The following is a 14,296-nucleotide window of genomic DNA, read 5'->3' as shown; positions in this document are numbered from 1 at the left end:
GAGCGTTTCGGCACCCGCTGGACGGTCTGGGTCGGCGGCGTCGCCCTCATCTTCGGTGCGGCCCTGCTGGTGCGCTACTCGGTGGAGGCCGGCTATTTCGGGCCGGGCGGCCGGTATCGTCGCGGCCGTGGGCGGCGTCGCCCGCTCGAAGCGTGCGAGCCTGTCTTCCAGGATGGAAATCCGCCGACGCTGCGCAATCGTCAGCGCGAACGCAACCGGCCCGCAGGCGAGCACGGCCAGCGCCGCGATGCCGAGACCAAGGAAGAAAACCAACTCGTCCATAGTACGGGCGTCCGATCGACCAAGTCGCCGGGATGCGCCGGTCGCGTCGTGCAATCTGTGCGCCCGGCCACGTCCGGAGAAAAGCCTCGGTCTCGATCCGATCGGGGATGGATCGAAGACGGCTCGCGCAGAACGAAAAACCCTGCGGGCCGATGCCCACAGGGTTCGTGTCGGCTCCCGGTTCCGGGCTGGCCCGTCCCAGCCAGCGCTGATCTCCACCGATGACCGGCTCGGCACGTCCGGCGAAAGCCTAAGGATGCGATCGAGAGAGAAGCGGTCGCCGCAAACCTTACGGGCAGGAGCGCCGCTTGCCGCCCGTGGCGACATAGGTACCGCTACGCGGATCGTAGGTCTTGAAGCGTCGCGCGCAGTAGGCGGCCTGCTCGTCCGCGGCGGGCACCGCCTCTTCGTCTACATAACCAGCTGCGGCATAGCCGTCGTTGGCATATCCGTAGGGGTCGCCGCCGAACCCGTACCCGAAGCCGGCTCCATACCCAAGGCCGGCGCCGTAGCCGAGACCACCGCCATAGCCGTAGCCGGGATACCGGCCGCGCCAACCACGGCCCGGGCCACCGGGCCGGCCGGGACGGTTCCAGCCCGGATTTCCGCCGACGCTTCCGTCCACGACGCCGCCGGGATTGCGGACGACGGCACCGCCGAGGGCATTGCCACCGAACCCTCCGCGGGGTCCGGCCGCGAAGCCGCCACCGCGTAGGCCTCCCCCACCAGCCAGGCCACCACCGACGGAACCACCGGCACTCGAGCCGCCACCGAGGCTGCCTCCTCCTCCAGCGAGGCCACCACCACCGATACCGCGGCCTCCGACTCCGATACCGCCTCCGCTCAAGGCATTCTGCGCCTCGACGGTCCCCGTCGTTACGGTCAAGCATCCGACGGCTAGAACCGAAGCCAAAACAATACGTCTCATGATCAAATTCCGATCGATCTTTCTCGGATCCATGAAATCATAACGAGCGTCGGCGGTTTTCATTCCCCGGATCTCACGGTTCCTGTCTCATTTGCTGAGAACATGATCGTTCGACGACGCAGTATCGACATGACGACACGTTCGCGTTCGCCAAGGAGGTCAGTCAGTATGCGTCGGGCTCCTGTGATTCCTCGCCCAGCCCACCGGCATAGCAGCGGCACACGGCTTCCCGGAACGCATCGAGTTCTGCAGGCGAAAGACGCTTCAGTCTTGCCTCCAAGAGCGCTAGGCCGTCAGCCGCATCGGGTGTCGCCTCGAACTCGGCTTCTGTCGGCACGTCGGGCTCCGGGTTTCGTCCTCCAGGCTGGAGCAGTGCCCGGATCCGGGCCTCATGCTCCGCAGATGAACGTTGCGACCAAAGTTTCGTTTGGCGCGCTTTTGGGCTCGTCGGTTCGCGATGGCGTTAATGGGGTGCCATCGGCCCGATGCCTGGCCGCGGCCGAAGAGTTACGGCTGCCCCATTCGCAGGTCGGCCAGCGATGTCCCGATCGGCAATCGGGCCGGAGCTGGGGTCAAGACCCAGCGATGAGATCGCGGATGCGGCTCGCCAGCGCTTCCATCACGAAGGGCTTCGTCAGCACCTGCATGTCGCGGTCGAGATGGCCGTGGCCGAGCACAGCGTTCTCGGCGTAGCCGGTGATGAACAGCACCTTCAGCGTCGGGCGCAGCACGCGGCCGGCATCCGCGAGCTGGCGGCCGTTCATCCCGCCAGGCAGGCCGACATCGGTGACGAGCAGGTCGATGCGCACATCGGATTGCAGGACCTTGAGGCCACCGGCCCCGTCCGCCGCCTCGATCGCGGTATAGCCGAGGTCTTCCAGCACCTCGATGACGAGCATGCGCACCGTCGGCTCGTCGTCGACGATCAGCACGGTCTCGCCGGCATCGGCGCGCGGCGCGCCGGAGAGGTCGGGCACCCCCTCGACATCCTCCGCCGCCCCGTAATGGCGGGGCAGATAGAGGCACATCGTGGTGCCTGCGCCGATCTCCGAATAGATCCGTACCTGTCCGCCGGACTGACGCACGAAGCCGTAGATCATCGAAAGGCCGAGGCCAGTGCCCTGGCCGATCGGCTTCGTCGTGAAGAACGGATCGAAGGCCCGGGCGATCACTTCCGGCGTCATGCCTGTGCCGGTGTCGGTCACGCAGAGCGAGAGATACTGGCCGGGGTCGAGGTCGCGCTCCTTGGCGGCGCGCTCGTCCATCCACTTGTTGGCGGTCTCGATGGTGATGCGGCCGCCATCCGGCATGGCGTCGCGGGCATTGATGCAGAGGTTCAGCAGCGCGTTCTCGAGCTGCGAGGGATCGACCAGCGCCAACCAGAGGCCGCCCGCCGCCACCACTTCGAGCGTCACGTGCGGGCCGATCGTGCGGCGGACCAGTTCTTCCATGCCGACGACGAGGCGGTTCACGTCGGTAGGCTTCGGATCGAGGGTCTGGCGGCGGGAGAAGGCCAGCAGCCGGTGGGTGAGGGCGGCCGCCCGCTTCGCGGCGCCCTGCGCGGCGTTGACGTAACGATCGACGTCGCCAAGACGGCCCTGGCTCACGCGGGTCTGCAGGAGTTCGAGCGAGCCCGAGATGCCGGTGAGCAGATTGTTGAAGTCGTGGGCGAGGCCGCCGGTGAGCTGGCCCACCGCTTCCATCTTCTGCGACTGGCGCAGCGCCTCCTCGGCGTTGCGTTGCTCGGTGATGTCGCGTCCGACGATGTAGAACAGCGCGCCCTCGGGCACCGCACTCCACATGATCGTGCGCAGGCGGCCGTCCTTGCAGAAGACGTGATCGACGAAGCCGTCGACCGTCTCGCCCAGCGACAATCGTCGGACGACGTCGGCCGTCGCGGCGTGGTCGCTCTTGTCGACGAGTTCGGAGAATGGACGTGCGAGGAGTTCCGCGTCGCTCCAGCCGAGCATCCGCGTCCAGGCCGGATTCACCGCCTTGAGGTAGCCGTCGAGCCCGGCGGTGCCCATGAGGTCGTTGGTCATCGCCCAGAGGCGGTTGCGCTCGCGGGTGCGCTCCGCGACCTGCCGCTCCAGCTCGGCGCGGGAGCGGGCCAGCACCTCGCGGGCGTCGACGATCTCCTGGATGTCCGTGCAGGAGCCGAACCAGCGGGTGATGTCGCCCTTCGCGTCGCGCACCGGCTGCGCCCGTCCGAGCACCCAGCGATAGGTGCCGGAATGGTGCTTGAGCCGATACTCGATGTGGTAGGTCTCGCCCGTCTCCAGGCTGTGCCGCCAGACGCCCCAGGCCCGCTCCCGGTCCTCGGGGTGGAACATATCGTTCCAGGCCTCGCCGTCGGTGGAGCCCGCCGGCACGCCGGTGAACTCGTACCAGCGGTCGTTGTAATAGTCGTGGAAACCGTCGGACAGGGTCGACCAGATCATCTGGTCGACCGAGTTCGTGATGCCGCGGAACTTGCCTTCGCTCTCCCGCAGCGCGTGCTGCGTGCGGACATGCGCCGTGACTTCGTTGCCCTGGTTGAGCACCCCGGCGATCGTGCCGTCTTCGCTGCGGATCGGCGTGAAGCTGTAGGTCCACCACGTCTCCTCGACCCGGCCACCCCGCGCCATCGGCAGCATCTGGTCGAAGGCGGCGAAGCCCTCACCGGAATCGAGGACCCGCTGGAATTGCGGTGCGATGATCGGCCAGATCTCGGACCAGACCTCGGCGCCGGGCCGGCCGAGCGCGTCCGGATGCCGCTCGGCGGGAATCGGCGCCCAGGCGTCGTTGTATAGAAGCCGCAGCTCGGGCCCCCAGTAGATCGCCGTGGGGAAGCTCGAATGCAGGCAGAGGTCTATCGCGGAACGCAGCGCCTGCGGCCAAGTCTCCGGTGGGCCGAGCGGTGTCGCCACCCACTCGTAGGCGCGGATCAGGGCACCCATGGCTCCGCCGCCGCGCAGGAAGCCCGCATCGTTCGTCATCGGACCGATGGTCCGGCCGACGGAACGCCGGTCCATTTCACGCGGTCGCGGACGGATCGGAAGGGTGCGGCATTCGTACCCGCATGGTCGACGATCAGGCTCTGCACGTGGCCGGAATGACATAGCTCCATGGTCGAGTCGATCGACGCGTGTTCAACCGGTCCCGGCCGGGCCATCGAAAACCTGCCGCACGCGGCGGACCAGTTCCATGCGCCGATAGGGCTTGTTGATGATCTCGAATTCGCTCCCGCCGACGCCGGAGCGTTCGAGGGAGTTTGCGGCGAAACCGGTGGTGAGCAGGATCCGGATCTTCGGTTGCCGCTCCCGGGCCGCGCGGGCAAGGCCGACGCCCGTCATCCCCCCGGGCATGATCAGATCCGAAAACAGCATATCGATGCGCGCGTCGTTCTCCATGATGGCGATCGCATCGCGGGGGCTGTGACTCACGAGAACGTGATAACCGAAATCCTCGAGGATGATCCGGGCGGTCTCTGCGACCTCCGCCCTGTCGTCGACGACGAGGACGGTCTCAGATCCGTGCCGCTCGGCGACCTTGTGGGACGGACTCGGTTCGCGCTCGATGGACGCCTGGGTCGCCGGGAACAGCAGCCGCACCGTGGTTCCGCGGTCCACGTCCGAGGTGATCCGCACCGTGCCGCCGGATTGCTTGGCGAAGCCGTAGACGGTGGCGAGCCCGAGGCCGGTACCTTTGCCTTCTTCCTTCGTCGTGAAGAACGGCTCCATCACCCGCAGCAGCACCTCCGGCGACATGCCGATGCCGGTATCCGACACGGAGACCTCGACATAGTTCCCCGCTTGGACGCCCTGAAGCAGGGCGGCCTGTCGATCCTGCAGGACGAGGTTCTTCGTCTCGACCGTGACGCAGCCGCCATTCGGCATGGCATCGCGCGCATTGATCAGGACGTTGAGCAGCGCGACCTCGGCCTGGGTTGGGTCGACGCGGGCGTTCCAGAGATCGGGGGCGAGTTCGCGACGCAGTTCGACATCGTCGCCCAAGGTCCGGTCGCCGATCTCGCTCATGCCCTCGACGAGGGCATTGAGGCTGATCGCCCGGCCTTCGAGGCGCTGCTTGCGCGAGAACGCGAGAAGCTGGTGGGTGAGCTTCGCCGCCCGGTCGGTCGCCGTCCGGATCGCCTCACCAGCGCGGGCGAGGCGCGCGATATCGGGCGAACCGCTGTCGATGAGCATCTGCAGGATGTCGGTGTAGCCGCTGATCACCTGCAGGAGGTTGTTGAAGTCGTGCGCGATTCCCCCGGTCAACTGGCCGAGCGCCTCCATCTTTTGTGCCTGATGCAGAGCCTCTTCGGCATCGCGACGGCGCGACACGTCGAGTTGCGAGGCGAAGAAATAGACGAGTTCGCCCTGCTTGTTGTGCACGGGCGAGATGAAGAGCGCATTCCAGAACGCCGAACCGTCCTTGCGATAGTTCAGGATCTCGGTGGCGACCTCCCTGCGCTCGGCGATGGCCCGGCGCAGTTCGTCTACCGCTTCGCCATCGGTCTCAGGACCCTGCAGAAAGCGGCAGTTGCGGCCGATGACCTCGTCGTTGGCGTAGCCAGTCATCTTCGCGAAGGCGTGGTTGGCGAAGATGACCGGGTTGTCCGGCTGATGCGGATCGGTGACGATCATCGGCATCCGCGTCGTCTCGACGGCGGCGAAGAAGATGTCGGAATGCGTGTTCGACAGCTCCGCCTCGCCGCTGCCGGTCACCGACGGGTGGTGGCCGTGACCGCGCTTTTCCGGGGACTCGTACATCAGGCTCCTTGGAGGTCGGTCATCGTGATGGCCGACGGGCGGCAGGCGCTGGCACAACGAGGCATCGCACCAAACAAGGGGCCTCGTCCGATGTTCCCTCGCAAGCGGGGCCGTCGTTTCGTCCGTTGACGACCCGCGTTTCGCACGGATGCGGCCGCGAGTTTTTCTTGAGCCGCCGGAGAGTCTTTTTCAGGTCCGCCCGGCGCGCGACTGCGCTAAGATCATTGTTCCCAGGCTTGTGATTGCAGCGCAGCAGAGATTTTGCGCGACGCAGCACGAGAATGGGCAATCTTGCTGCGGATCGCGACGGGGGCTTCGCTCGTTTCGACCGCGGCGACGAAGACTCCGCCGCGACGATCCACGTGCAAGATCTTGCCGGGACCGTCGCAGAGCGGGTGTAGCCGGAGGACGACGCGTTCGATGAAGAAGAACAAGGTGATCACGGCCCAGGAGGCGATCGCGCTCATTCGTGAGAACGACGTCGTGACCACGACTGGCTTCGTCCAGAGCTGCATTCCGGAGGCGCTGCACGCGGCCCTGGAGACGCGCTTCGTCGAGACCGGCTCGCCCCGCGGCCTCACCCTGATCATGACGGCGGGCGCAGGCGACAGCAAAGGCCTCGGCACCGGGCGCCTGCACCACGACGGCCTGCTTACCCGCGTAATCGCCGCGAATTTCGGCCGGATGCCCAAGGTCGCGCAGGCCGCCGCCGAGAACCGCATCCGCGGCTACAACCTGCCTCAGGGCGTGATCTCGCAGCTCTACCGCGCCTGCGCCGCCGGCCAGCCGGGGCTCTTCTCCAAGGTCGGCCTGCACACCTATGTCGACCCGCGCCACGGTGGGGCGAAGGTCAACGAACTGACGCAGGACGACATCGTCAAGGTCGTCGACGTCGATGGTGACGAGTGGCTGTTCTACACGGCCACCAAGATCGACGTGGCCTTCATCCGCGCGACCTCCGCCGATCCCTCGGGCAATCTCAGCTACGAGAAGGAGGCGCTGACGCTCGACTGCCTCGCGCAGGCCATGGCCGCGCGCAACAACGGCGGCATCGTCATCGCCCAGGTCGAGCGCATCGTCGACGACGGCTACCTGCTGCCGAAGGACGTGCGCGTGCCCGGCATCCTCGTCGATTGCGTCGTGGTCGCCGAGCCCGAGATGCACCGCATGAACTACGGCGTCGTCTACGATGCGGCGCTCGCGGGTGAGATCCGCGTGCCGGTCACCGGCATCAAGCGGATGCCGCTGAACGAGCGCAAGATCATCGCCCGCCGCGCCGCCTTCGAGCTGCCGCCGAACGGCGTCGTCAATCTCGGCGTCGGCGCGCCGGAGGGCATCTCCTCCGTCGCGAACGAAGAGAAGATCACCCCCTACATCACCCTGACCACCGAGGCTGGCGCCGTCGGCGGCGTGCTCGCCAGCGGATCGAGCTTCGGCGCCGCGACGAACGCCGACTGCATCATCGACCAGAACCAGATGTTCGACTTCTACGACGGCGGCGGCCTCGACATGACCTGCCTCGGCATGGCCGAGTGCGACGAAGCCGGCAACGTCAACACCTCGAAGTTCGGCGGCAAGCTCAACGGCTGCGGCGGCTTCATCAACATCAGCCAGAACGCCCGCAGCGTCGTCTTCGCCGGCACCTTCACCGCCGGCGGCCTCGAGATTGCAGTCGATGCAGGGCAAGTGAAGATCGTCAAGGAAGGCAAGGCGAAAAAATTCGTCACCCAGGTCCAGCAGAACACTTTCAGCGGCCCCTACGCCGTGCAGAAGTCGCAGCCGGTAATCTACGTGACCGAGCGCTGCGTCTTCCAGCTCACCCCGGAGGGGCTGGAGCTGATCGAGGTGGCGCCCGGCATCGACATCGAGCGCGACATCCTCCCGCACATGGATTTCAAGCCGGTGATCCGGAACCCGGTGCCGATGGATCCGCGCATCTTCCGCGAGGAGCCGATGGAGCTGGCCTCCGACCTGCTCAACCTCGATCTGAAGGACCGCGTGAGCTACGATCCGGAGCGCAACCTGCTCTTCATCAACCTCGAGGGCTGGTACTGCCGCGTGAAGAGCGACATGGACGAGCTGCGGCTCACCATCGTCGGCGCTTGCAAGAAGGCCGGCCAGCGCGTCAACTCCGTCGTCAACCACGACGGCTTCCGGCTCAACGAAAGTCTCTACGACGACTATGCCGGGATGATCCAATATCTCTCGGCGAACTATTACCAGACCACCACCCGCTACGCGACCAGCGCCTTCCTCCGCCTGAAGATGGAGGAGGCCTTGAACAAGCGCGGCGTCGCCCCCCACGTCTTCGAGCGCAAGGAGGAGGCCCACGCCTTCCTCGGCAACGTCGACAAGAAGGCGCGCAAGATGATCTCGCCCGCTGTGGCGGCCGAGTGAAGCTGGCGCCACTAGTGCCCGGCTGAGCTCAGTCGTCGACTTCGGCGCGAGCGTTGAAAGACAGAGAGCGGCGCTCGCCGCTGCCTCGGAACGGCTCGACGCCATGGAGCAGCCAAGCCGGAAAGGTGTAGAGCACACCGACGTCGGGCGGCACGCTGAGGAGCGTCCTGGCAAACCTCTGCTTGCCGCCGGTCAGGAAGTTGAGATAGCCGGCTTGGCGCCCGGAGATGTAAGTCTTGTTCAAGTCTTTGTCCCGTGGCGGCTCGGGCGACTTGAGATAAAGTACGCCGGACAGATCTCCGGAATGGAAATGCACCGGGCTCGGCGTGCCGGCATACTGGCTGACAACCCAGATCCGGTCGATCTCGATGCGCTTGGGACCCACACCCTCGGCCATCAGGACATATCTGCGGATCCTGTCCTCGATGACCGCCGCTAGAGAAGCGTCTCCACCGGCGCAGGCGATGTCGGGCGGAACCAGGAACTCGGAGGCACCGGACGCGGTATGGCGATCGGCGAAAGCGTTGATGCCCGACAGGAGGTCGGGCGACACGCGCGTCCGTCCGATCATCGGCCCGAACGGCGACAGCACCTCCATGGCTGGATCGCCGTCGTCGCTGCCTGTCGGCACCATCTCCGCTTCGTATTTGCGCAGGGCACGCGTTTTGAGTGCGATGGCCCGATTGCGGAAGGTCTCTCCCTGGCTGGTCATGGGGACTCCTGCGGCGGCCGTCGACAGCCGGCCAAGCGAATGTCTGGCGCGCACTCCGCCGTGTTCAGACTGTCATAGGGCCATGCTGTCCGGACCGGGCGAGATAACCGGAAGGTCGGCGCCCGACCAATCCGCATTGCCCTCGATGACCGACGCACGGCCATGGAAGCGTCGAGGCGGGCGATCCGAGGACACTGCGTAGGCCGTCGATCAGGCAAACGTCTTTCGCGGATCGAAGGCGTCCCGCACCGCCTCACCCGCGAACACCAGCAAGCTCAGCATCGCCGACACGACGAAGAACCCGGTCAGCCCGAGCCAGGGCGCGTTGATGTTGTCCTTGCCCTGCGCCAACAGCTCACCGAGCGAGGCCGATCCCGGCGGCAGACCGAAGCCGAGGAAGTCGAGGGAGGTGAGGGTTGTGATCGAGCCGTTCAGGATGAACGGCAGGAAGGTCAGCGTCGCCACCATGGCGTTCGGCAGCAGGTGCCGGGTCATGATCGCCACGTTGGAGAGGCCGAGAGCGCGTGCGGCGCGAACGTATTCGAAGTTCCGGGCGCGCAGAAACTCGGCGCGGACGACCCCGACGAGGGCGGTCCAGGCGAACAGCGTCAGGATGCCGAGCAGGGTGAAGAAGCTCGGGGCCAGGAAAGCCGACATGATGATGATCAGGTAGAGCGTCGGCACCGCACTCCAGATCTCGATGACGCGCTGGAAGATCAGGTCGGTCCAGCCTCCGAAGAAACCCTGCACGGCCCCCGCGATCACGCCGACAACCGACGAGACCAGGGCAAGCGCCAGGCCGAACAGCACTGAAATCCGAAAACCGTAGATGATGCGGGCGAGCACGTCGCGCGAGGCGTTGTCAGTGCCGAGCCAGTGTTGTTCGATGTCTCGGCAGCCGGGCCCAGGGCCCTCGACCTTCACCCCGGCGCGCTCGGCGACCGGACGGCACTGCTCGTCGGACAGGTTCCAGGTCGGTGGGGAGGGCGACGGCGTCGGCAGGTCGCTCATGAAGGTGTTGTAGGAGTACGGGATCGGCGGCCAGAGCGCCCATCCATTCTGCTCGATTTCCTTCTTGGTCTCCGGCGCGCGATAATCGGTCTGCGCAAGGAAACCACCGAATTTCTCGTCCGGGTAATCGACGAAGACCGGGTAGAGCCACTCGCCCTTGTAGGACACGAAGATCGGTCGGTCGTTGGCGATGAATTCCGCGAACAGGCTGACCACAAACAGGATCAGAAACAGCACGGCCGACCACGAGCCGCGCCGGTTCTTCCAAAAATTCGCGAGGCGGCGCCGGTTGATCGGCGAAAGCCCGCGCCGCGTTTCAGGCTGAAGCCGCCGGATCTGCGGCGCGTTAGCGGGCGCAGTGACCGGGACCGCGTCGGCCTGCGGGCGCGGAACCTCGTTCATCGGATAGCGGCCTCGGCGGGGGGACGGATCAATCGAGATGCGTCGCCGTGCCCTCGATCTCGTTCGGCCGCAAGGTACCCTTTTTCTCGAGATGCTTGCGCAGCAGGCGGACGTTGCGACGATTGGCCTTGAAGGCCGCATCGAAAATATCGCCCGCCAGCGGTACGGCGCCCACGGCACCGTCGAAAGCCACGTTGCCCATCATGCGCCAGACCAGCCAGCGCGGGGCGCCGAGGCGCCGGGCCTCGTAGACGATGTAGGAGGCGATCGCCATGCCGGCGATGTCGCCGATCACCGGCACGAGGCCGATCACCGCATCGAGCCCGACCCTGCGGTTGGTGCCCGGTATCTGAAATGCCGTGTCCATCACGTGCGCAAGCTGTTCCAGCCGCAGGAGACTGGCTTCCGCCCCCGTGTCGGTGAAGCGGCGGAGGTCTGTCGCGCCGAGAGGCTCGGCGAAGACCGTGCGCGAAGTGCGGGGTGTATCGGTTGCGCTCATGAAGAAGGATGTGGCCCACGATCCGTGTCACGACAAGGAAGGGCCAACCGCCGGCACGAATATTCATCACGCGGCCTGCGTGCAGCGCGGGAGCCGAGCGAGCGCCGTGTCCAGCGTCTCGTCCGTCTTGGCAAAGCAGAAGCGCACGAGGTTCTTCACGCTGCCGCTTTCGTAGAAGGCGCTGACGGGTATCGCGGCGACCCCATGCTCCCGCACCAGAGCCTCACAAAAGGCGACGTCGTCGGCCCCGGCGCCGAGATCGATGTTGAGAAAGTACGTTGCCGCGCTCGGCAGCACGGTGAAGCCGAGATCCGAAAGCCCGGAAGCCAGCCGGTTCCGCGAGCGGGCGAGTCCGGCACGCATGTCGGCGAAATAGGACTCGTCCTTCGCGAGGCCGAAAGCCACCGCCTCCTGCAGGTTCGGCGGCGTCGTGAAGGTGAGGAACTGGTGGGCGCGGGACAGCACGCGCATCAACGGCGGCGGCGCCATCACGAGTCCGACCTTCCAACCGGTCAGGCTGAAGATTTTTCCTGCCGAGCCGATCTTGATCGTACGCTCGCGCATTCCCGGCAGCGTCATGAGAGGGCGATGACGGGCACCGTCGAAGATCACGTGCTCCCAAACCTCGTCGCAGAGGGCGACCGCATCGAAGCGCCGACAATAGCCGGCAAGCCGCGTGAGGTCGGCCTCCGCGAACGCCGTCGCGGAGGGATTCAACGGATTGTTCAGGATGACGAGCCGGGTCTTCTCGGAGAAGGCGGCGGACAGCGCCTCGTCGTCGATGCCGAAATGCGCCGGCTTCAACGTCACGAACCGCGGTACGCCGCCGGCCCGGCGTACCAGCGGCAGGTAGGCGTCGTACATCGGCTCGAACAGCACGACTTCGTCGCCGGGCTCGATCAACGCGAAGATCGCGCCGGCCAGTGCTTCCGTGGCACCGGAGGTCACCATCACCTCCGTCTCCGGATCGAGGTCGAGGCCCTGGTGCCGGCCGTAATGCGCCGCGATGGCTTCGCGAAGCGAGGGCAGCCCCATCATCGGCGGATACTGGTTGTAGCCGTTGCGAAGCGCGTCAGCCGCCACTTCGCGCACGTCCTCCGGCCCCGGATCGTCTGGAAAGCCCTGGCCGAGATTGATCGCCCGATGCTCGCGCGCGAGCCGCGACATCGTTTCGAACACCGTGACGGGAAGATCGGAAAAGACGGGGTTCATGCGACCGGATCGAAGGGAACGAGGACCGCTCGTGGTTCTCTCGCCGCGTCAAGACGACGACCCGATACCACGCGGGGATATCCCGGCAAAACGTGCGGGACCGCACATGACTTCCGGGTCGCCCGGACTCCGGGGCTGACGAATGTTGACAATCGTCAGTCGTGAGACAATTCTCGACCCACGGCCGGCCGGCGGTCGCTTGACGGGAACTCCGCCCCCTCGTTCCTGGCGAACGGTCGCCGGTCCGGTTGTATCGAAAAGGCCATCGCTTAGCGCGGTGGCCTTTTTGCTGTCTGCATCGGCAACAGGATCGGCTACGAACTCGCCATGCGGACCAGCACCTCGCTCTTTCTGGCACTCGGCGTCGGCATACTCGGTGTCTGGCTTCGCGTAGCGATTCCTGTGGCTCCGGTAGACGACGCATTCAGCGACGTGATCCGCTTCTACCGCACCCTCGAACCGGCTGCGCGATAGCACCACAGGTGTTTTTGCCGGGCGCCGTGCGAAACCGGTAATAGCAACATCCGGGAAACCTGGGTGCCGTACTCACGGCGCATTGCCGGGGGAAGGTCAGCATGGTCCCTCCGGCGGCTTCGAGCCCACCCACGGCAGAGCTGACCGCTGGACGAACTTGAGGTTTGACGGGACGGATCCTTCGATCGAATTGCTTTCGGCCGCCGAACGGAAGCAGACTTCGACCGATGATCGAACGGGATCCGACACGAAGATTGGTTTCGAAGCGGCGCTTTGATTTGAGTCGAGGATGAACGAGAGTTCGCCCATTCGCAGGGAGACCGCCCGGGAATATCCCGTGCTGACGCCCACGCCTACCCGTCGGCGGCGCCGCTTCGGGAGCTGGATGATTCTGCTCCTGGTTCTCGGCCTCGGTGGAGCCGTCGCGCACCGGATGTACGACGCGAAGAAGGCGGCGGGCACCACCGAGGCCGGACACGGTCGCGGGGGCGGCAAGCACGGCGAGATGGCCCAGGCTGTCGGCATTGCCACGGTGGCGACCGGCGACATGCCGATCGTGCTCCAGGGTCTCGGCACGGTAACGCCGCTCGCCACGGTGACGGTCAAATCGCAGATCAGCGGCTATCTCACCGAGATCGGTTTTCGCGAGGGCCAGACCGTGAAGAAGGGCGATTACCTCGCCCAGATCGACCAGCGGCCCTACGAGGCGCTGCTCGCCCAGTATCTCGGGCAGCTGGCCCGCGATCAGGCGCTCCTGCAGAACGCCAAACTCGACCTCGTCCGCTACCAGACCTTAAACCGACAGGACTCGATCTCGAAGCAGAACGTCGACACCCAGGCCGCCCTCGTGAAGCAGAACGAGGGTACCGTCGCCGCCGACCAGGCGGTGGTCGACCAGCAGCGGCTCAACATCGCCTATGCGCACATCGTCTCGCCGGTGGAGGGCCGTGTCGGCCTTCGTCAGGTCGACCAGGGCAACTACATCTCGGGTGGGTCCACCAACATCGTGGTCGTGACGCAGCTCCACCCGATCTCGGTGCTGTTCACCCTGCCGGAAGACGACGTCTCGCGGGTGATGAAGCGCGTCCGCGAGGGCGCCAAGCTCACCGTGCGCGCCTACGATCGCGGCGACCAGCACGAGATCGCCACCGGTACGCTCGATACGGTCGACAACCAGATCGACGTCACCACTGGCACGGTGAAGCTGCGCGCGCTGTTCAAGAACGACGACGAGACGCTGTTCCCGAACCAGTTCGTCAACGCGAAGCTGACCGTGGACACGATCCGGAATGCGCCCGTGATCCCGGCAGCAGCGATTCTGCGCGGCACGCCGGGCACCTACGTCTATCTGATGCAGGGCGACGACAAGGTCAGCGTCCGCCCGATCACGGTGGGCGAGACCGACGGCAGCCGCACGGTCGTGACCGCCGGGCTACAGCCGGGCGACCGTGTCGTCACCGACGGCACCGACCGCCTCCGCGAGGGCGCGCCGGTGCGCATCACCACCGGCGCCGCAGGCCCGCAGGCGGCACCAGGCCGAGCGATCGACGGGACCGTGCTCCGCCCTCGAGGACCAGCGGGCCCTCTATGCGGCTGAGGTCGTGCGGCTGGCGTGAGAAGGTCTT

11 protein-coding genes and 1 pseudogene are annotated in these 14,296 nt (G+C 66.1%); 3 read left to right on the top strand and 9 right to left on the bottom strand.

All coding sequences use genetic code 11. From position 1 onward, the window contains the following. The 5 genes from FV217_RS23530 to FV217_RS19760 form a co-directional block, all read right to left on the bottom strand. Positions 1-282, bottom strand: a 282-nt coding sequence (locus FV217_RS23530; RefSeq protein WP_246683017.1) for a hypothetical protein, incomplete at its 3' end; no start/stop codon positions are given. A 289-nt stretch (positions 283-571) separates the two neighbouring features. Continuing rightward, the gene (locus tag FV217_RS23715) at positions 572-1,168 is read right to left on the bottom strand and encodes a BA14K family protein (RefSeq protein ID WP_281407179.1); all 597 of its coding nucleotides are present in this window, start codon (positions 1,166-1,168) and stop codon (positions 572-574) included. A gap of 614 nt (positions 1,169-1,782) precedes the next feature. Continuing rightward, positions 1,783-4,188 (bottom strand): hybrid sensor histidine kinase/response regulator, encoded by a 2,406-nt coding sequence (locus FV217_RS19770; RefSeq protein ID WP_147819111.1) that lies wholly within the window; start codon positions 4,186-4,188, stop codon positions 1,783-1,785. Between the two features lie 153 nt (positions 4,189-4,341). Continuing rightward, positions 4,342-5,964, bottom strand: a complete 1,623-nt coding sequence (locus tag FV217_RS19765; protein WP_147819109.1) for a histidine kinase famiy protein — start codon at positions 5,962-5,964, stop codon at positions 4,342-4,344. Between the two features lie 221 nt (positions 5,965-6,185). Next, positions 6,186-6,407: a hypothetical protein gene (locus FV217_RS19760; protein WP_210245156.1), complete on the bottom strand. Its 222-nt coding sequence runs from the start codon at positions 6,405-6,407 to the stop codon at positions 6,186-6,188. Between FV217_RS19760 and FV217_RS19755 the strand changes: the two genes are divergently transcribed. Next, complete coding sequence (locus tag FV217_RS19755) at positions 6,385-8,361, top strand: malonate decarboxylase subunit alpha (RefSeq protein WP_147819105.1); 1,977 nt, start codon at positions 6,385-6,387, stop codon at positions 8,359-8,361. The genes FV217_RS19760 and FV217_RS19755 overlap by 23 nt on opposite strands. A 28-nt stretch (positions 8,362-8,389) precedes the next feature. Here the strand turns inward: FV217_RS19755 and FV217_RS19750 are convergent, their stop codons facing one another. The 4 genes and pseudogenes from FV217_RS19750 to FV217_RS19735 all read right to left on the bottom strand — a co-directional run bounded on the left by FV217_RS19750 (position 8,390) and on the right by FV217_RS19735 (position 12,197). Then, positions 8,390-9,073 (bottom strand): putative 2OG-Fe(II) oxygenase, encoded by a 684-nt coding sequence (locus tag FV217_RS19750; RefSeq protein WP_147819103.1) that lies wholly within the window; start codon positions 9,071-9,073, stop codon positions 8,390-8,392. Between the two features lie 210 nt (positions 9,074-9,283). Further along, entirely contained in the window at positions 9,284-10,486 is a 1,203-nt protein-coding gene (locus FV217_RS19745) for an ABC transporter permease (protein WP_147819101.1), read from the bottom strand. Between the two features lie 28 nt (positions 10,487-10,514). Further along, a pseudogene (locus FV217_RS19740) lies at positions 10,515-11,052 on the bottom strand (DUF4112 domain-containing protein). Next, on the bottom strand, positions 11,052-12,197 hold the full coding sequence (locus FV217_RS19735) for an aminotransferase (RefSeq protein ID WP_147819097.1): 1,146 nt from the start codon (positions 12,195-12,197) through the stop codon (positions 11,052-11,054). Before FV217_RS19735 ends, FV217_RS19740 begins: the two are co-directional and overlap by 1 nt. A 327-nt stretch (positions 12,198-12,524) precedes the next feature. Between FV217_RS19735 and FV217_RS23045 the strand changes: the two genes are divergently transcribed. Both FV217_RS23045 and FV217_RS19730 read left to right on the top strand, forming a co-directional pair. Beyond that, the gene (locus FV217_RS23045; RefSeq protein WP_187272644.1) at positions 12,525-12,671 is read left to right on the top strand and encodes a hypothetical protein; all 147 of its coding nucleotides are present in this window, start codon (positions 12,525-12,527) and stop codon (positions 12,669-12,671) included. A 289-nt stretch (positions 12,672-12,960) separates the two neighbouring features. Next, positions 12,961-14,268, top strand: coding sequence for an MdtA/MuxA family multidrug efflux RND transporter periplasmic adaptor subunit (locus tag FV217_RS19730; protein ID WP_147819095.1), 1,308 nt, complete (start codon positions 12,961-12,963; stop codon positions 14,266-14,268). Positions 14,269-14,296: the final 28 nt, after the last annotated feature.

This window comes from Methylobacterium sp. WL9 (assembly GCF_008040035.1).
GTDB lineage: Bacteria > Pseudomonadota > Alphaproteobacteria > Rhizobiales > Beijerinckiaceae > Methylobacterium > Methylobacterium thuringiense.
This window is presented reverse-complemented; position numbering and strand designations above follow the sequence as displayed.